This is a genomic window from Janthinobacterium salmonicoloratum, assembly GCF_051380845.1.
In the GTDB taxonomy this organism is placed as follows: domain Bacteria; phylum Pseudomonadota; class Gammaproteobacteria; order Burkholderiales; family Burkholderiaceae_D; genus Janthinobacterium; species Janthinobacterium lividum_F.
The window spans coordinates 1,844,274-1,861,361 of the sequence record NZ_JBNYXV010000001.1; the positions used below are offsets into that span (position 1 = coordinate 1,844,274).

The 17,088-nt window shown below is 63.5% G+C and carries 18 protein-coding genes; 3 read left to right on the top strand and 15 right to left on the bottom strand.

The window, feature by feature from the left end; all coding sequences use genetic code 11:
• Positions 1-44: 44 nt before the first annotated feature.
• From ACQ4WY_RS08550 to flgB, 5 genes are read right to left on the bottom strand one after another with little or no spacing between them, the layout of a single operon-like run.
• Positions 45-788: a flagellar basal body rod protein FlgF gene (locus ACQ4WY_RS08550; RefSeq protein ID WP_353660366.1), complete on the bottom strand. Its 744-nt coding sequence runs from the start codon at positions 786-788 to the stop codon at positions 45-47.
• Positions 789-845: 57 nt separating this feature from the next.
• The gene (locus ACQ4WY_RS08555; RefSeq protein WP_436503626.1) at positions 846-2,393 is read right to left on the bottom strand and encodes a flagellar hook protein FlgE; all 1,548 of its coding nucleotides are present in this window, start codon (positions 2,391-2,393) and stop codon (positions 846-848) included.
• Positions 2,394-2,446: 53 nt separating this feature from the next.
• Positions 2,447-3,142, bottom strand: a complete 696-nt coding sequence (locus ACQ4WY_RS08560) for a flagellar hook assembly protein FlgD (RefSeq protein WP_436503627.1) — start codon at positions 3,140-3,142, stop codon at positions 2,447-2,449.
• A 15-nt stretch (positions 3,143-3,157) separates the two neighbouring features.
• Positions 3,158-3,559: a flagellar basal body rod protein FlgC gene (gene flgC / locus ACQ4WY_RS08565; RefSeq protein WP_071075845.1), complete on the bottom strand. Its 402-nt coding sequence runs from the start codon at positions 3,557-3,559 to the stop codon at positions 3,158-3,160.
• A gap of 2 nt (positions 3,560-3,561) precedes the next feature.
• Positions 3,562-4,014: a flagellar basal body rod protein FlgB gene (gene flgB / locus ACQ4WY_RS08570; protein WP_436503628.1), complete on the bottom strand. Its 453-nt coding sequence runs from the start codon at positions 4,012-4,014 to the stop codon at positions 3,562-3,564.
• A gap of 191 nt (positions 4,015-4,205) precedes the next feature.
• Here flgB and flgA point away from each other — a divergent pair, with 191 nt between their 5' ends.
• The 3 genes from flgA (at position 4,206) to ACQ4WY_RS08585 (ending at position 5,797) form a co-directional block, all read left to right on the top strand.
• Entirely contained in the window at positions 4,206-4,901 is a 696-nt protein-coding gene (gene flgA / locus ACQ4WY_RS08575) for a flagellar basal body P-ring formation chaperone FlgA (RefSeq protein ID WP_436503629.1), read from the top strand.
• 111 nt (positions 4,902-5,012) lie between these two features.
• Entirely contained in the window at positions 5,013-5,321 is a 309-nt protein-coding gene (flgM, locus tag ACQ4WY_RS08580) for a flagellar biosynthesis anti-sigma factor FlgM (protein ID WP_034754089.1), read from the top strand.
• A gap of 8 nt (positions 5,322-5,329) precedes the next feature.
• Positions 5,330-5,797 carry a flagella synthesis protein FlgN gene (locus tag ACQ4WY_RS08585; protein WP_436503630.1) on the top strand — a complete coding sequence of 156 codons (468 nt, stop codon included), beginning with the start codon at positions 5,330-5,332 and terminating at the stop codon, positions 5,795-5,797.
• Between the two features lie 51 nt (positions 5,798-5,848).
• Here the strand turns inward: ACQ4WY_RS08585 and ACQ4WY_RS08590 are convergent, their stop codons facing one another.
• From ACQ4WY_RS08590 to flhB, 10 genes are all read right to left on the bottom strand, one after another.
• Positions 5,849-6,706: a hypothetical protein gene (locus ACQ4WY_RS08590; protein WP_436503631.1), complete on the bottom strand. Its 858-nt coding sequence runs from the start codon at positions 6,704-6,706 to the stop codon at positions 5,849-5,851.
• A 72-nt stretch (positions 6,707-6,778) separates the two neighbouring features.
• Positions 6,779-7,141 carry a translation initiation factor Sui1 gene (locus ACQ4WY_RS08595; protein ID WP_436503632.1) on the bottom strand — a complete coding sequence of 121 codons (363 nt, stop codon included), beginning with the start codon at positions 7,139-7,141 and terminating at the stop codon, positions 6,779-6,781.
• Between the two features lie 91 nt (positions 7,142-7,232).
• A complete protein-coding gene (locus ACQ4WY_RS08600) occupies positions 7,233-8,843 on the bottom strand; it encodes a CehA/McbA family metallohydrolase domain-containing protein (RefSeq protein WP_436503633.1) in 1,611 nt (536 codons plus the stop codon).
• Between the two features lie 109 nt (positions 8,844-8,952).
• Positions 8,953-9,723, bottom strand: coding sequence for a flagellar motor protein MotD (motD, locus tag ACQ4WY_RS08605; protein ID WP_436504417.1), 771 nt, complete (start codon positions 9,721-9,723; stop codon positions 8,953-8,955).
• 5 nt (positions 9,724-9,728) lie between these two features.
• Positions 9,729-10,475 carry a flagellar motor protein gene (locus ACQ4WY_RS08610; protein WP_353660358.1) on the bottom strand — a complete coding sequence of 249 codons (747 nt, stop codon included), beginning with the start codon at positions 10,473-10,475 and terminating at the stop codon, positions 9,729-9,731.
• Positions 10,457-11,188, bottom strand: coding sequence for an RNA polymerase sigma factor FliA (locus ACQ4WY_RS08615; RefSeq protein ID WP_219135995.1), 732 nt, complete (start codon positions 11,186-11,188; stop codon positions 10,457-10,459). Before ACQ4WY_RS08615 ends, ACQ4WY_RS08610 begins: the two co-directional genes overlap by 19 nt.
• A 47-nt stretch (positions 11,189-11,235) precedes the next feature.
• Positions 11,236-12,099: a MinD/ParA family ATP-binding protein gene (locus ACQ4WY_RS08620; RefSeq protein ID WP_436503634.1), complete on the bottom strand. Its 864-nt coding sequence runs from the start codon at positions 12,097-12,099 to the stop codon at positions 11,236-11,238.
• Positions 12,092-13,420 carry a flagellar biosynthesis GTPase FlhF gene (flhF, locus tag ACQ4WY_RS08625; RefSeq protein ID WP_436503635.1) on the bottom strand — a complete coding sequence of 443 codons (1,329 nt, stop codon included), beginning with the start codon at positions 13,418-13,420 and terminating at the stop codon, positions 12,092-12,094. Before flhF ends, ACQ4WY_RS08620 begins: the two co-directional genes overlap by 8 nt.
• 312 nt (positions 13,421-13,732) lie before the next feature.
• Complete coding sequence (gene flhA, locus ACQ4WY_RS08630) at positions 13,733-15,829, bottom strand: flagellar biosynthesis protein FlhA (RefSeq protein WP_353660355.1); 2,097 nt, start codon at positions 15,827-15,829, stop codon at positions 13,733-13,735.
• On the bottom strand, positions 15,826-17,019 hold the full coding sequence (gene flhB / locus ACQ4WY_RS08635; protein ID WP_436503636.1) for a flagellar biosynthesis protein FlhB: 1,194 nt from the start codon (positions 17,017-17,019) through the stop codon (positions 15,826-15,828). The genes flhA and flhB overlap by 4 nt, the downstream gene beginning before the upstream one ends.
• Between the last annotated feature and the right edge of the window lie 69 nt (positions 17,020-17,088).

Genomic DNA, 17,088 nt, shown 5'->3' on the forward strand with positions numbered 1-17,088 from the left:
GCCCTGTAGACTATTTCTATGTGACCATTATGCGACTGGCTCTATCAATTCAAAGCGAGGATCTGGGTGGCTTTCGCCGCGTTATTCTCGGCATTCTTCAACAGGCTCATTTGCGTTTCGAACTGGCGCGCCAGGGCGATCATGCTGACCATCGAGTCGACGGGGCTGACATTGCTGCCCTCGAGCGCGCCCGTGGTCAGTTTGACGGCCTGGTCGGCTTGCGCCACCGTGCCATCCTTCAGGCGAAACAGGCCGTCGTCGCCACGCACCAGTTGCTGCTCGGGTGGGTTGACCAGCTTGATGCGCCCCAGCACCGTCGACGGCCCCGGCGGCACATCGGTGGAAATCGTGCCCACCGTGCCATCGCCGGCGATGGCCACCGTCACGCCCGGCGGAATGGCCAGCGGGCCCGTGTCGCCCTGCACCATCAGGCCCGATTGCGTCTGCAGCATGCCGTTTTCATTGAGCTTGAAGGCGCCGTTGCGCGTATAGGCTTCGGAACCGTCGGCCGACTGCACTGCGATCCAGCCCCCGTTTTCCACGGCCACGTCGAGCGCGCGGCCCGTGTGCTGCATGGGACCTTGCGTGAAATCGGAACCGACCGTCGAATCGACGACGAAGGCGCGCGTCGGCATCATGCCGTCGGCCACCACGGGCACGGCGCGGAACGAGTCGAGCTGGGCACGAAAACCCGTGCTGGTGGCGTTCGCCAGGTTATTCGCGGTGGTCGCCTGCTTGTCCAGGATGTGCTTGGCGCCCGAGCCGGCGGTGTAGATGAGACGGTCCATTTTTTCTTTCTCCCAAACCAACAATAAAATCGGGGGCATATGCCCCCGGTCAACTTATTAGCGGAGGTTGACGAGTGTTTGCAGGACGGAATCCTGCGTCTTGATGGTCTGCGCATTCGCCTGGTAGGCGCGCTGGGCCGTGATCATATTGACCAGTTCCGCCGTCAAGTCGACGTTCGACACTTCCACGGCCGAGGCGCGCAAGTTGCCCAGGGTGCCCGTCTTCGGTTCGCCCGTGATCGGCTTACCCGAGGCCGAGCTTTCCACCCAGGCGTTGTTGCCCAGCGGCTCCAGGCCGTTCGGGTTGGTAAAGTTGCTCAACACCACCTGGCCCAGGCTGCGCGTCTTGCCATTGTTGTACTGGCCCTGGATGACGCCGTCGTCGCCCACGATGAATTGGCTCAGCTGGCCCGCCTTGTAGCCGTCCGCTTCCGTTTTCTTTTCCGCCGTGGCGGTGCCCAGCTGGGTGGACTTGGTGAAGTCGACCTGGACCGACAGGGTCGCATTCGCGCCCGTGGCCGGGAAGATCGGCAGGTTGACGGTGACGGGCAAGGTTTGCGGCGGCGTCAGGGCCAGCATGGCGGCCCGGTCCAGGCTGCCGACCGTGTTGAAGACCAGCGAACCGGTCTTGACGGCTGGCACCACGGTCACGGCGCGGATGGCCGCGTCGATCTGGTCGGGCGTGCGGCTCGAGTTGACGCCATTCGGCACTGCACTGCCGTAGGTGGCGGCGATGGCGGCCAGTTGCGCCGGCGTGGCGCCCGCCGCAGCGGCGGCAGCCGAGACGGCGGCACCGACCGCATTGCCATAGGCAACGGCGGCCGTCGTCACATTGGCCGGCACCAGCGGCACGGCCGTGGCGGCGGCCTGGTAGGCGGCGCGCGCGGCCAGCGAAGCAGGGTCCGTCTGCAGGGCGGCCGCGACCTTCATGCTGGTCACTTCCGTGCCGTCAATGGCCGAGTAGACATCCCAGGTGTTGGTGCCCGTCTTCACATAGAAATTCGCCATGTTGTGGGAATTGCCCAGCGAATCGAAGACTTCGACGGGAAACTGTTTGTGGTACGAGGTGTCGTCAGTGGACTTGAACGGCACCGTGGTCGGCATGGCCGTATTCGAATTGAGGTTGACTTGCGTGTCGATCTTGGTCGTTGCCTGGGGCTTCATGTCCGACTGGTCGATCTGCAGGGGCACGACGGCGCCGGCAACGATCTTGCCGTTGACGTCAGCAGGATAGCCGGTCAGTTGCGCCAGCTGGGCGTTGACGATGAAACCGCTCTTGTCGACCTGGAACTGGCCATTGCGCGAATACTGGATGGCGCCGTTGACGCTGGTACGGAAGAAGCCGCCGCCATTGATGGCGATGTCGAGGGGATTCGACGACGATTCCAGATTACCCTGGTTAAATTGCTGGGCGATTTGCGAGACCGACACGCCGATCCCCGCCTGGTTGCCGCCCACGCCATACAGCGAGTTGGCATAAATGTCGGCGAACTGGGCCTGCGACTGCTTGAAACCCACCGTCGACGAGTTGGCGATGTTGTTGCCGATGACGTCCAGCGATTTGGCGGCGCCATTCAAGCCGCTCAGGCCTTGTTGGAAAGACATTGTGTTCTCCTGGTAGATATTAGGGGTAGAGGGTCACGCTAAGGGGAAGCGGCTTACAAAATCTGTTTCACGTCGGCCATGGTGATGCTGCCCACGCCCGGGACATTCAATTTCACGCCATTCGCGCCCGTCGACACGCTGGCGACCGAACCGAACATCAGCGCCGTCGCATCCGTGAGCTTGGTACCGCCGCGCGTCGCTTCCACCGCGAAGGTGTAGGCTCCGTCGGCCAGCACGACCGGCTTGCCGTCCTTGTCGAGATCGGTGGTGGAACCGTTCCAACCCAGCGGCAAGGTGCCCGCCGCCTGTGCGCCCAGGTCGATGGAATGGACTTCCTTGCCATCCTTGTAGATGATGACCTTGACCTTGTCAGCTGGCGTGGCCAGGTCCACGCCCAGCAGCGCGGCGCTCTTGCTCAGGTTGATGTCCTTGCCCGCCGTTAATACGCCGTGGCCGATGATGTTGGCCGCCTGCATGGATTCGGCTTGCTGGTAGCTGGCTTTCAAGCTTTCCACGGTGGTATTGAGCTTGTTGACGCCGGTTACCGTGGACAGTTGCGCCAGCTGGCTCGTCAATTGCGCATTGTCCAGCGGATTCATCGGATCCTGGTTTTTCAGCTGCGTGACCAGCAGGGTGAGAAATTTGTTCGTTTCCGCTTCGACGCTGCCTGCAGCGGCCGTCGTCTTCTTCGGATTCATCGTCGCCATCAGGTCGGTGGTGACGGAGGTGTTCGTGTCGATGGTTGCCATAATGATCAGTCAGCCTTATTGGCCGAGGGTAAGGGTTTTCAGGAGCAGCGACTTGGCCGCGTTCATGGTTTCCACGTTGGTCTGGTACGAGCGCGAGGCCGACAGCATGTTGACCATCTCGTCGACCGTATTCACGTTGGGCATGGTGACGTAGCCCTTCTCGTCGGCCAGCGGATTCTTCGGGTCGTAGACCAGCTTCATCGGCGACGGGTCTTCGATCACCTTCTGCACCTTGACGGCCGTGGCGCCGTTGGCCATGGGCACGGCTTCAAATACCACCTGCTTGGCGCGGTAGGCTTCGCCCGTGGCGCTGGTGGCGCTGTCGGCATTGGCCAGGTTGCTGGCCACCGTGTTCAGGCGCTGCGCCTGGGCGCTCATGGCTGAACCGGAAACATTGAAGATATTAAATAGCGACATGATTATTGTCCTCCCTGGATGGCCGTCAGCATGCCCTTGATCTGCGAGTTGAGGAAGGTCACGGCCGCCTCGTAGCGGATGGCATTGTCGGCAAAGGCGTTGCGCTCGAGATCCATGTCCACCGTATTGCCATCGACGGCGCCCTGGGCCGGCGCGCGGTACAGCAGCGGCGTGCCGTCGGCCAGGGTCTCGACCTTGCCGCCCGTGCTACTCCCTGCGGCTGCGGCCACGCCCTTGCCCGGCATATGTTGCGGCGCCGTGCCTTTCAGGGCCGGCGGCACACCGTCCTTGCGCGCCATAGCGCCTTTCAGGGCGGCGGCAAAATCGACATCGCGCGCCTTGTAGTTAGGCGTGTCGGCATTGGCGATATTCGAGGCGAGCAATTCCTGGCGCGTCGAGCGCAGGCTCAGCGCCGTCTCGTTGAAGCGCATGTAATCGTCGAGTTTCCCTATCATGTCAGGCTCCGGAAAGATCTGCCACTGGCGCCCGAGATGGCGGAAGGATGGCGGATTAGTGATGACAGGAAACATAGTAAGGTGCCCACCAGCAAGACCATCGCCGGATCAGACCATACTTTTACCCCTTAATCGGCGCTTCGAACGGGGCGGCGCGCACTATCATGGCACTATTCCAGAGGCCTATCACCATGAAAACACCGCTCGCTTTCTTCTTCGCTTTTGCCGCCCTGCCACTGCTGGCCCAGGCGCAAAACGCCGGCCGGCAGACGCCGGAAGCGCTGCGCAACAGCGTGGAACAATTCCTGCAAGTCCAAAGCAACGGCTTACCGGGCAAGGTCACCGTCACCGTCGGCGCCGTCGATCCGCGCCTGAACCTGGCAGCCTGTCCCGCGCCGCAGGCGTTCATGGCGCCAGGCGCGCGGGCCTGGGGCAAGACCACCGTGGGCGTGCGCTGCACGGCGCCAAGCAACTGGACTATTTATTTGCAGGCCAACGTGGCCGTCGTCGGCGACTACGTGGCCAGCGCCGTGCCGCTGGCGCAAGGGCAAGCCATCGACGCCAGCCAGCTGGTGACGATGCAGGGCGACTTGGCCGCATTGCCGGCAGGCATCGCCACCGACATGGCCCAGGTGGTGGGCGCCAGCACGAATATTTCCTTGCCACCCGGCACGCCGATGCGCCTCGACACCCTGCGCCGCAAGCCGGTGGTGATGCAAGGCCAGCTGGTGCGCGTCGTCTCCAGTGGCAACGGTTTCCAGGTGGCATCAGAAGGACGCGCCATCGGCAGCGCCGGCGATGGCCAGACGGTACATGTACGCACGCAGAGCGGCCAGCAGATCAGCGGCGTGGCGCGCGCAGGCGGCTTGGTGGAGGTGGCGTTTTAAACACGGATGGACAGCGATATTGTGGTCTGGCGCACTAAAGTTTCGGCAGAAGGTGCCGATAATGACACATATCCCGGAGTTTTTTGACTTCGACCAGACGAGGATCACGCTGTGAAAATTACCGACAACACCATTAAAAGCAATCCCGGCCTGCCGGTGGCGCCCGCGAACACCTCCGGCGCCCGGAATGCCGAGAAAGCCCAGGCAACACCGACGACGTCGGACAATGTACGCCTGTCGCCGCAAGGACAGGCATTAGCGGCCAGTGCAACTGCCGGCAGCGGCGCCGTGTTCGACACGAAAAAAGTCGAACGCATCAAGCTCGCGATCGCCGACGGCCAGTTCCAGGTCAACTCAGAAAAAGTGGCGGACGGTCTCCTCGACACGGTCAAGGACTTGCTGCACTCACGAAATAGATAGGTTCCCTCATGCAATCAGTGACTCCGTTTTCCAGCCTGCGCGACGAGCAACAGCTCATGACCACATTGCTGGCATTGATGAAAGAAGAACAGCGGCATCTGGTTGCGGCTGACATCGATGCAATCACGGAGCTCACGGCGCGCAAGACGGCACTGGTAGGACAATTGAGCCAGCTGGCGGCGCAACGTCACCAGGCGCTGGCGGCAGCGGGCTTCATGGCCGCCGAAGCAGGCATGGAAGACTGGCTGGTCGGCGCCGGCGAAGCGGAAGCGGCGTCCCTGTGGAAAGCCCTGCTCGAGACGACGCGCGAAGCCAAGGAACAAAACCGGCTGAACAGCCTGCTCGTCAACAAGCACATGCTGCACACGCAAGGCGCCCTGAACGCCATGCGCCCTCCGGCACAAAGCGGCAATTTCTACGGCCCCAGCGGCCAAGCGACGACAAACACGGCCAGCCGGCGCGTCGTCATCGGCTAAATTCCCCTGAGTTAACAGCAATCCCCGGCAAGGCGCAGCGGCCTTGCCTGCTCAACCGTGCGCGGGACGCCCCGCATGCTGGCGATATTTCGCCACGATGGCTTGCGCCCTGGCGCTGGCGGCAGCTTGCTGCGCCGGCGTCAGTTCCGCCTGCAGCCAGTGCCAGTATTCATCCTGATACGGATTGGTGACGCCGGGCGCCAGCATATCGTCGTAGACCTGGCGCAGGGCCAGCAGGTAGCCATACGCTTGCGGCGCGTCTTTCTGCACCACGTCGCCATCGCGCAGATACGCCATCATCAGGGTAGACACGCTGGTTAGTTCCGCTGCGTCCGCCTGCGCCGTCAGCTGGTCGATGGCTTGCCGCTTCCATGCCTGCACCAGCGGATCGTCGGGACGGTTGCGCAGCGCACTGCGGTCACCGAACGGCCCTTCCGACAAGAACAGGGTGGCGGCGCCCGGCACGCCCGCCTTCGCGGCGGCGGCCAGGTAACCGATGCGATCCTCGCGCTGGCGCTGCGTCAGGCCCGCACACAGCTGCTGCTGGGCGGCTTTTTCTTCCACCGTCATCTCGCGTCCCAGCTCGAACTCCATCCCCGGCAAGCGGCTTTCGCGCTGGAAGACGATGCAGTCGTCGAGCAGGTTGAAGGCCGCATACGCATCTTCCGGCTTGCCGCTGGCCCCCAGGCGTTCGAGCCGCTGCGCGAGGGTCACGGGAATGGGTACGGCATCGGCGACGGGGGTGGCATCGATAGTCAAATACGACGCCAGGCTGCGTCCCGCCGGCGCGCCGGCGGCAGGGACACCCGCTTGCGGCGCGCCGCCGTCGGGCGCGGACCAGTACGCGAGCGCCAGCACTGCCGCGATGGCGGCGGCAAGGGCGATACCGGTCAGTTTGCTATTCATCATCAGGTGCCGCGCATGGATGGGAAACGCACGTTACCACAGGCGCACGGCAGCGCGCCGCACGCCTCCACACTCTCAGCCGCCGGCTTTTTTCGGCTGGTGGCCCAGCTTGAGCAGCGCGGCCATCACCGTCTCGACATGGTCGCCCTGCACTTCGATCACACCATCCTTGACCGTGCCGCCCGAACCGCACTGCGTGCGCAACTGCTTGCCCAGCAAGGCCAGCGCGATGGCGTCCAGCGGCAAGCCATTGACCACGGTGACGCTCTTGCCGCCGCGGCCCTTGGTCTGGCGCGATACGCGCACCACGCCATCGCCCGCGGTTGCCGCCTTGGCTTGCGCCTTGCACGCGCATTGCGCCAGCGGCTGGCGGCAGGCGGGACACATGCGGCCCGTTTCGGTGGAGTAGACGAGACCGCCCAGGGAACTGCTTTTCATGATGGAGAGATAAAAAGGGAGAAGGCGCGATTGTACCAAGCGGGACGGGAATCAATCCCCCGCCCCATCCGGCAGCGCGCCAGGCGCCGTATTAACGCAAGGTGACGAATACGGGATTCGAATAGAACCACAGGCTGCGGTAATTGCGGTCGTTGATGTCATTGAAACGCTGGGTGCTGTCCGTCGTGCCCGTACGCTGGTCGGCCAGCGGCTCGCCGCCCTGCGTCAGGCCGGCGACATCGGTCCCCAGATTGGTGCCGCGCAGGCGGAAATACTGGTTCTTCGTCGCCGTCGTTTCGTAGCTCACGCTGTAGTAGCCATCGGCCCCGGCTTTCCAGTCCGCGCTGGTGAAGCGCTTGAGCACCCGCGTGCTGGCATTGGCGGCAACGTTGTAGGCCGGCGTACCCGCCGCCGCCTTCGCGCCCACATCGCCGACGATCAGATCGACATGGTCGACCACGGGCTTGACGTTGGCGGCCACGCCGCTATCGACGGGCTTTTCGTAGTTGTTTTTGGCCGGGCTCCTGAAGCGGATGGTAATGGTGACTTTATCGCCGTTGCCGACTTTCAGCTCCCCACCCATCTCCTTGCGGTCGTCCTTGCTGGCCAGGTTGAAGTCCAGCGCGTTGATCAGGTCGCCGTAAGTGGAAAACATCTTGCCCGAACGCAAACCGGCCAACAAATCTTTCGCCAGCGGCGCGCCTTGCGCACTGTTGAACACATAGTTCTTTGCATACTCGCCGGGGAAATAGCCGCTGCTGTTGCCGCCGACGATCTTGAAGTGGGTATCCGAATCGGTCAGGTTCCAGATGCGGCGCCCCTCGCCCAGCAACGCATCCCATGGCCCGCCCAGCTTGGCGACGACGTAATCGACGCCCCCATACACGCGCAGCAGCGCATTGTCGTCCGTATAGGCTGCCGTGTAGCCGCCGCGGTCCGGTTCCATCTGGTTGCCGACCATGCCTTCGATGGCGAACATGATGTTGGGGGCGGCATCGTTAAAGGCACGCAAGTCGGCGATGCTGTAACTGCCCTTGTTGCGCGACGGATGGTTGATGACGGCGTAGCTGGTCTCCGGATAGTTCTGCTTGAGCCAGTTGATGGCTTGCAGCGCATCGGCAGCCGTCTTGTTATAGCGGGTTTCGCCATGTTTGGCTTTCCATGCCGCCACATCGGCAGCGTCAAACATGCTGGCGTCGCGCGTGGTGAACAGGTACTCGAACTCCTTCATGCCCCTGGTGCTGGCACTGAGCTTGTCCGCGCCCTCGAACATGCCTACGCCGATGTGATCGTGGGTCGGCATGTCCCACTCGAAGCCGGAAAAGATCAGCTTGTCGGCGTAGGTACCGGCCGCCTGCAAGGCCTGCACGCGTGGAATTTCATAGCGCTCGGCGCCGATGGACATCGGGATGGGCGCCGGCAGCGGCGCGCCCAGTGCGTCGCGCGTGGAGACGCGCAAATGGTTGGACAGCGCCATCCAGTCGAGGCCGTAGCTGCCGAAGGCCTTGGCCAGTACCTTGTCCAGCGTCTGGCTGACATCGGCGTCGGCCGATTGGGTGGTGTGGGTATGCAGGTCGCCGGCGATCCAGCGGCCAGTGGGGAGCGGTGGCACGCTGCTGGACGGGTCGCTATCGCCGCCGCAAGCGGCGACGCTCAACAGGATGGCGATAGCCGAAGGAAGCAACATTCTGGAGTAAGACATGGGATAAACCTGGAAGCTGAAAAGAAGTGCGACAGCCTAGCATTCCAGTATGACCAGCGAATGACACGCGCCAAGGCGCAGGCGCACTGGCGCCGCCCTGGAAACGCGCCTAGTTGGCCGGCGGTGCCGTCGGCACTTCCGTCACCGTTTCGGGGATGCCGGACAAAATCGTCACGGCGACCCGGCGGTTGCGCGCGCGCCCTTCCGGCGTGGCGTTCGGCGCCACGGGGATGTTGTCGGCGTGGCCCACGGCCGTCAGGCGCGACGCCTTGACGCCGCTGGCGATGAACAGGCGCACCACGGCGCTCGCGCGCGCGGCCGACAATTCCCAGTTCGAGGCAAAATTGGAATTGCTGATCGGCTGCACATCCGTATGCCCTTCCACCTGCACGTCGTGCGTGTCATCCTTGAGCAGCACGGCCACGGCGCGCAGGGCCTGGTCCGATTCGGCCGTCAGGCGCGCCGCGCCCGGGTCGAACAGCACGCTGGCATTGATTTCCACGCTCACGCCGCGGCTCGTCTGCGTGACCCGCACTTTGCCTTCCTTGACCAGCGGCGCCAGGGTCGACGTGAGGTCTTGCGCCAGACGCGTCATATGCTCGCGCTCGCGGCGGATGGCTTCCGTGCGGCGTTTCAGTGCGGGGTTCGGCAAAGGAATCGCCTGCGGCGCTTCCATGATGATGGGCGGCGCGCCCTTTTCCAGGCTGAAGGCCTGGCCGATGGCGTTCTGGAAGACGCGGTATTTACCCTCGTTGACTTGCGAAATCGCATACATCACGACAAAGAAGGCGAACAGCAAGGTAATGAAGTCGGCATACGAGATCAGCCAGCGGTCCTGGTTGTCCGGTTCCTCGTCATACTTCCTGCGCGCGCGCCGCATCATGGTCAATGCTCGTGCAGCAGGCTGGAAACGCGCTCTTCGATGATGCGCGTATGGTCGCCCGTGGCGATGTCGTACAGTACGGCGGCCGTGATTTCGTACTGCAGCACCCTGCGCGTGACGATGGCCTTAAGTTTGTTCGCTACCGGCAGGAACAGCAGATTGGCCAGGCCCACGCCGTAGATGGTGGAGACAAACGCCACGGCGATGCCGCTGCCTAATTTACTTGGGTCGGTGAGGTTTTCCATCACATGGATCAGGCCCAGCACGGCGCCCAGAATACCGATGGTGGGCGAATAGCCGGCCGCCGATTCCCACACCTTGACAGCCTGGCGCTCGGCCATTTCGTAGGCGGAAATTTCCACGTCGAGCAGCTGGCGCAGCTTGTCGGGCGCGATGCCGTCGACGATCATCCTCAAGCCCTTGGCATTGAAGCGGTCGGCCGTGTTTTCCATCAGGCGCTCGAGCGCCAGCGGGCCGTCGCGGCGCGCCGTCAAACTCCATTGCCCGATGTCGCGCGCCAGCGCGGCACGCGTATCGGCTGGAGGCAGGAAGACCCAGCGCAGCATTTCCAGGCCGCGCACGAAGGTGCGCAGCCGCGTTTGCAGCAGCACGGCGCCGAAGGTGCCGACGATGACGATGGCAAAGGCGGCCGGCTGCAGCAGGGAGGCCATCTTGCCGCCTTCCAGTGCCTGGCCGACCAGCAGGCCCGCCAGCGCCAGCGCCAGCCCGATTACGCTGGACCAGTCCACGCCAGCTCCCTCAAGGTTGCGCGCAGGCGCGCGACGGCCTGGGTATGCAGCTGCGAGACGCGCGATTCGGACACGCCCATCACCGCGCCGATCTCCTTCAGGTTCAGCTCTTCTTCGTAATACAGGCCCATGAGTATTTTCTCGCGTGGCGGCAGCGCGTCGATGGCATCGATCACGGATTGCCGGAAATCGGTATCGAGCAGGGAACGCAAGGGGTCGCTGTCCTCGTCCACGCAATGGCGGTCGAGGAAGCTGTCATTGCCGTCCGGGTCATGAAAGTCTTCGTAGTACAGCAGTTGGTGGCCGCCGCCATCGCCCAGCATTTCCTGGTAGTCGACCAGCGACATTTTCAGCAGCTTCGCCACTTCCGACTCCGTCGGCGGATGGCCCAGGCGCTGCTGCAAGGTGCTCATCGCCTCCTCGATCTTGCGCATGTTCTGGCGCATGCTGCGCGGCAGCCAGTCGCTGGTGCGCAATTCATCGAGCATGGCGCCGCGGATGCGCAGCACGGCATACGTCTCGAACTGCGCGCCATGCGTCTCTTCATAGCGGCTAATGGCATCGAGCAGGCCGATCATGCCGGCCTGGATCAGGTCATCGACCTCGACCGAAGGCGGCAATTTCGCCTTCATATGGTGCGCCAGACGCTTCACCAGCGGAATGTGCTCCGTCAGCAAATAGTCCTTGTTCGATTTCCCTTTGACCGTGTACATAGGCTGCTTATTGTTTTCTCGTCTTTTATCTGGTGCTACGGTTGGTTTCAGGCGCTGAACTGATGCAGGCTCCCCGTCTGGTACAAGGTGCCGCCGAGCACCGGCGGCGCCGAACGGGCCAGCCGCTCGGCCAGTCCGCGAAACGCCACCGAGGCTCCCGCCAGCGGAAAGGCATCGACCACGCTGCGGCCCAACCGCGCTGCGCGGTGCAGATACTCATCTGCAGGCACCGACCCCATCGAGGTCAGCTTCACGGCCAGATAGCGGCTTGCCGCCTGCGCCATATTATCGTATACCACTTTTGCTTCAGATTCGGAAGCGCCCGTGACGAGAATGCCGAAGGGACGGCGTCCCAGTTCCTGGCTCAGGCGCTTGATCAGGCAGTACGCCGCCTTGATCGAGGTGGCGCTGGTCGAGACCTGCACGACGATATCGGACGAAGCCATCAGCGGCACGGGGAAGCAATCGCCCTCGTCTGCCACGACGCCGTCGACCAGCACGATGCCGCTCTGGCGCGCCAGCACTTCGAAGGTCTTGCCCAGGCGACGCAGTTCGTCCTCGCCCGCATAGTCCATGCTGTCCATCAGGTGGTTGCGCGCGCCCAGGCTGGCCACACCAAAACCTTGCGGTACCTGGTGGATGACCTGGTTCAAGCCGCACTGCTGGCGCGCCACGTCGCGCAGGCTGGCGCCGTGCGCCAGTCCCAGGCGCGCAGCCACGCCATCGCTGCCGCCGCTGGCGTCGAGCAGCAGCACGTCATTGCCGCCGTAGACCAGCGAGGCGCCCAGGTTGACCAGCATGGCGCCCTTGTCGTCCTGCGGCGTGGCGGATAAAAATGTCATGACGCGCGGCTGCGGGCCGGCCAGCATGCGGCGCAAGCCTTCGGCCTGGTCGAAATCGAAATTAGCCAAGGCGCACCCCGCGCGCTTCATTGTTGCGGGCGGCCGCCTGCGCCATCAGGAGCGGCAGTTCGGCATCGGAAAACTGCGTGGCCGCCGCATCGCGCTTGAGCTTGAAGGCGCGGTCGATCAGGTAGCCGCGGTCGGCCAGGTACAGGTCTTCCGGCACGCGCTGGCCATTCGACACATAAAACAGGTTCAGTTTCTGGCGGATCACCACGTCGAGCACATTGCCGATCGACGCCGCTTCATCGAGCTTGGTCATGATGCAGCCGGCCAGGCCGCTGCCCTGATAGGCGCGCACCACTTCGTTGAGGGTTTCCTGGGTCGCCGTGGAATTCAGGCACAGCAGGCGTTTCACATCGGCGCCGGCGCCCGACAGCATGGCTACCTGTTCCGTCACCATCTGGTCGCGCTGGCTCACGCCCACCGTATCGATCAGCACCGTATGCTTGTTCTTCAATTCCTTCAGGGCGATGCGCAAATCCGCTTCATCCTTCACCGAATGCACCATCACGCCGAGGATCTTGCCATAGATGCGCAGCTGTTCGTGCGCGCCGATACGATAGGCATCCGTGGTGATCAGGGCCAGCTTTTCCGGACCGTGGCGCATCACGCAGCGGGCCGCCAGCTTGGCCGTGCTGGTGGTCTTGCCGACGCCGGTCGGGCCGACCAGGGCAAACACGCCGCCCTGCTCCAGCATGGCGTCTTCATTGGCCACCGTATTCAGGTTGCGGCTCAGGACAGTCTTGATCCAGCGCATGCTTTGCGCGCCATCGAGGCCGGCCGGCAGCTTGTCGATCAGGTAGCGCGCCAGGCTGGCGGAAAAACCGGCCGCCAGCATTTCGCGCAGCACGACGGCTTTTTGCGGCTCGCGCTGCTGCGTCGAACCCCAGGAGATTTCCGCCAGCTGGGTTTCCATCATGCCGCGCATGGCACGGATTTCATTCATCATGCCGCTCATCTCGGCGGCGGCGTTCTCTTTGACGTGCGCCAGCGCGCTGGCCATCATCTGCTGCATGCGGGCCATGTCCACTGGCTCGCCGGCTGCCTGGCGCGGTGCGGCAGGACGTGGCGCAGCCGGGCGCTGGGCCGGGACGGCCGGACGCTGCGGCGTGGCGAACTGGGTCTGCAACTGGGGACGGGGCTGGGCCATTTCGGACGCGGCCGGCGGCGAGGCCAGCGAAGCGGCATCGTCATTGGCCAGCGCGAGGATTTCCACCACGCCATCGGCCTGGCGGTTCGACAGGATCACGGCATCGGGGCCCAGCGCCTCGCGCACCTTGCGCAGCGCATCGCGCGACGAGGCGCCCGTAAATTTCTTCACATTCATGACCGGCCTCCCAAGGCGGGGGTGGCGCAATATTGGCTGAACTGTGTGACCATCGTCGACTCCTGTTGCTTGGATGCTGTCTTCCACATGGACACAGATCACCCGGACAGTTTCCATTATTAGCGATGCTTGCAGGAAACGATCGAAGGAACAGGACGGGAAAGTACCCGTTATTCAGTTTGCCGGGAGGAAATTGATGTTTATTTGACCAAAAGCAAGGGCCGGGAGGCTGGGGTCAGACCCCCACCGACGCTAACGCAAAGCTCGGCGCTAACGCTGGCGGGGGTCTGACCCCGATGCTAACAATGCCAACTACTGCGCGCCCACCAGACTGGTGACGCGAATCGTCTTGGTTTCCGGCACTTCCGCATGCGACAGCACTTTGAGCTGCGGCAAGGCGCGGCGCAGGAAACGCGACAGCAAGGCGCGCAGCGGCGCCGGCACCAGCAGCACCGGCGTCAGGCCCAGCGCTTCCTGCTGCTGAGCAGCCAGGCCTGCCTGGTGCGCGATGGTGTCGGCCAGGCCCGGCTCGATGCCCGCGCCATCGCCGCCATTGCCCATGGCTTGCATCAGCAGGCGTTCCAGGCGGCTGTCGAGCGTCATCACGGACAGTTCGGCCGCGCCGGGGAACAATTGCTGCACGATGGCGCGGCCCAGGGCCACGCGCACCAGCGCCGTCAGGTCGTTGGGGTCTTGCGTGCTGACCGTATGCTCGGCCAGGGTTTCGATGATGGTGCGCATGTCGCGGATATGCACGCCCTCGGCCAGCAGGTTCTGCAACACCTTTTGCAGGGTCGACAGGGACAGCATCTTCGGCACCAGGTCTTCCACCAGGCGCGGCGCATCCTTGCCCAGGTGGTCGAGCAGGGACTGCACTTCCGCGCGGCCCAGCAGCTCGGAAGCGTGCGAAGTGATCAGGTGGTTCAAGTGCGTGGCGACCACGGTGCCCGCATCGACCACCGTGTAACCCATCGATTGCGCCTGGTCGCGCAAGCTGGCGTCGATCCAGGTGGCGGGCAAGCCGAAGGCGGGGTCGTTCGTGGCCAGGCCCGGCAAGGTGCCACTGGCCATGCCCGGATTGATGGCCAGGAACTGGCCGTTGAACGCTTCGCCCACGCCCACTTCCACGCCCTTGAGGGTGATGCGGTAGGCGGACGGCTTGAGTTCCAGGTTGTCGCGGATATGCACGGGCGGCGCCAGGAAACCCACTTCCTGGGCGAATTTCTTGCGGATGCCCTTGATGCGCTTGAGCAATTCCCCACCCTGCGTCTTGTCGACCAGCGGGATCAAGCGGTAGCCCACTTCCAGGCCCAGCGTATCGACGGGCATGATGTCTTGCCAGCTGGCTTCTTCCTGCTCGGGTGCCACGGTCGCTTGCGGCACTTCGGCCGGCTTTTCGGCCGCCTCTTTTTCCTGCGTGCGTTTCTTGCTGATCAAATAGGCGGACCCGGCCAGCAGCGAGGCCAGCAGGATGAAGACCATGTTCGGCATGCCGGGAATCAGGCCCATGCCGCCGATGATGCCGGCGGTAATATACAGTACTTGCGGTTTCGCAAACAGCTGCCCCACCAGCTGGGTGCCGATGTCCTGCTCGCTGGCCACGCGCGAGACGACGATACCGGCCGCCGTGGAAATGATCAGCGAAGGAATCTGCGCCACCAGGCCATCACCGATGGCCAGCAAGGTGTAGTTCTTGAGCGCATCGGCAAAGCCCATGTCATGCTGCAGCAAGCCCACCAGCAAGCCGCCGACGATGTTGATGACGGTAACCATGATGCCGGCGATGGCGTCGCCGCGCACGTATTTGCTGGCGCCGTCCATGGCGCCATAGAATTCCGCTTCCTGCGCCACTTCCGTGCGGCGGCGGCGCGCTTCGTCTTCGCCGATCAAGCCGGCGTTCAGGTCGGCATCGATGGCCATCTGTTTACCGGGCATCGCGTCCAGCGCGAAACGGGCGCCCACCTCGGCGATACGGCCCGCACCCTTGGTCACGACGGTAAAGTTGATGATCGTCAAAATAATGAAGACCACGATACCGACCGTGTAGTTGCCGCCGATCAGGAAGTGACCGAACGCTTCAATCACTTTACCGGCCGCGTCGGCGCCCGTATGGCCTTCCGTCAGCACCACGCGCGTGGACGCCACGTTCAGCGACAGGCGCAGCATGGTCGACACCAGCAGGATGGTCGGGAACGCCATGAAGTCGAGTGGCTTGACCGTGTACAGCGCCGTCAGCAGCACGATGATGGACAGCGCAATATTGAAACTGAAGAAAATATCGAGGATGAAGGCGGGCAGCGGCAACACCATCATCGCCAGCAGCATGATGATGATGATCGGCGCGGCGAGGCCCTTGCTGGCGTTGTTGCTCATTCCGCTGAGCCAGGCTGGCAATCTCAGGCCGTTCATGGTGTACTTCCTTTATTCTTGTCTGCCGCGCCGGCTGCGGGCGGGGTCTGCGATGCGGGGTTCTGCGGATCGAGCTCGGGCGGCACGTCCAGTTTCTTCGGCTTGTCGGGGCGATCGCCATGGCCGTTGCCATAGCTGCGCAGCTGGAACACATACGCCAGCACTTCGGCCACGGCGCCGTACAGCGCCTCGGGAATCTCGTCGCCGATGTCCGTGTGCTTGTACAGCGCGCGCGCCAGGGCCGGCGCTTCCAGGATGGCAACCTTGTGCTCGCCCGCCAGTTCGCGGATCTTCGCCGCCACCTCGTCGATACCCTTGGCCACCACCTGCGGCGCACCGCGCGAATTCTCGCCATACTTCAGCGCCACCGCGTAGTGGGTAGGATTGGTCACCACCACGTCAGCCGTCGGCACGTCGGCCATCATGCGGCGGCGCGACATTTCATGTTGCATCTGGCGTATCTTCGCCTTGATCTGCGGATTGCCGTCCGACTCCTTCGACTCTTGCTTGACTTCCTGTAAGGACATCTTCATCTTGTTGGCGTAGTGCCACATCTGGTAGGGACCGTCGATGGCGGCGATCAGGCCCAGCGCGCCGACGATCAGCAGGAAGGCCGTGATCAGCAGGCTGATCACATGCGCCGAGCCGGAGCGCAAGGACTCGACCGACAAGCCCAGCACGGCGTCCTTTTGATGCTGCATCACCATCCAGGCGACGACGCCGACGACGAGGGTCTTGGCGATGGCCTTGAGCAATTCCACCAGCGCATTCTTCGAAAACATATTGCCCAGGCCGCGAATCGGGTTGAGCTTGCCAAAATTGGGGGTGAACGCCTTGGAACTGAACAGCCAGCCGCCCACCAGCACGGGCGAGGCCAGGGCGACGAGCATGATGGCCAGCGCGTACGGCAGGCAAGTCAGCAAGACCGAGCCCACGTCGTAGCCGATGCGCAACATCATCGCGTCGGGATTGAGTATCTGCTCCCGGTCCAGGGTCAGCCCGGAAACCATGACGGCCGTCAGCCGCCGCACGATGGCGTCGCCGGCAAACCACAGGCAGCAGCCGGACGCCATCAACACCGTAAACGTTGCCACTTCACGCGATCGCGGAACGTCGCCTTCCTCACGCGCCTGCTCGAGGCGCTTCGGTGACGCGGCTTCGGTCTTTTCTGCGTCGCTGTCTTCCGACATCAATCAACTCCGGTGAAGTCCTGCAGCCTGGTTAGGCGCAATACGGACTGGGCATGACGCATTATCGGT

What these genes read in the sequence shown, in the direction of transcription:
- ACQ4WY_RS08550 (WP_353660366.1), bottom strand. Translation starts at nt 788, where the DNA reads ATGGACCGTCTCATCTACACCGCCGGCTCGGGCGCCAAGCACATCCTG.
- ACQ4WY_RS08585 (WP_436503630.1), top strand. Translation starts at nt 5,330, where the DNA reads ATGCAATCAGTGACTCCGTTTTCCAGCCTGCGCGACGAGCAACAGCTC.
- ACQ4WY_RS08555 (WP_436503626.1), bottom strand. Translation starts at nt 2,393, where the DNA reads ATGTCTTTCCAACAAGGCCTGAGCGGCTTGAATGGCGCCGCCAAATCG.
- ACQ4WY_RS08590 (WP_436503631.1), bottom strand. Translation starts at nt 6,706, where the DNA reads ATGATGAATAGCAAACTGACCGGTATCGCCCTTGCCGCCGCCATCGCG.
- flgC (WP_071075845.1), bottom strand. Translation starts at nt 3,559, where the DNA reads ATGTCGCTATTTAATATCTTCAATGTTTCCGGTTCAGCCATGAGCGCC.
- ACQ4WY_RS08560 (WP_436503627.1), bottom strand. Translation starts at nt 3,142, where the DNA reads ATGGCAACCATCGACACGAACACCTCCGTCACCACCGACCTGATGGCG.
- ACQ4WY_RS08595 (WP_436503632.1), bottom strand. Translation starts at nt 7,141, where the DNA reads ATGAAAAGCAGTTCCCTGGGCGGTCTCGTCTACTCCACCGAAACGGGC.
- flgA (WP_436503629.1), top strand. Translation starts at nt 4,206, where the DNA reads ATGAAAACACCGCTCGCTTTCTTCTTCGCTTTTGCCGCCCTGCCACTG.
- flhF (WP_436503635.1), bottom strand. Translation starts at nt 13,420, where the DNA reads ATGAATGTGAAGAAATTTACGGGCGCCTCGTCGCGCGATGCGCTGCGC.
- ACQ4WY_RS08600 (WP_436503633.1), bottom strand. Translation starts at nt 8,843, where the DNA reads ATGTCTTACTCCAGAATGTTGCTTCCTTCGGCTATCGCCATCCTGTTG.
- ACQ4WY_RS08615 (WP_219135995.1), bottom strand. Translation starts at nt 11,188, where the DNA reads ATGTACACGGTCAAAGGGAAATCGAACAAGGACTATTTGCTGACGGAG.
- motD (WP_436504417.1), bottom strand. Translation starts at nt 9,723, where the DNA reads ATGCGGCGCGCGCGCAGGAAGTATGACGAGGAACCGGACAACCAGGAC.
- flhB (WP_436503636.1), bottom strand. Translation starts at nt 17,019, where the DNA reads ATGTCGGAAGACAGCGACGCAGAAAAGACCGAAGCCGCGTCACCGAAG.
- flhA (WP_353660355.1), bottom strand. Translation starts at nt 15,829, where the DNA reads ATGAACGGCCTGAGATTGCCAGCCTGGCTCAGCGGAATGAGCAACAAC.
- flgB (WP_436503628.1), bottom strand. Translation starts at nt 4,014, where the DNA reads ATGATAGGGAAACTCGACGATTACATGCGCTTCAACGAGACGGCGCTG.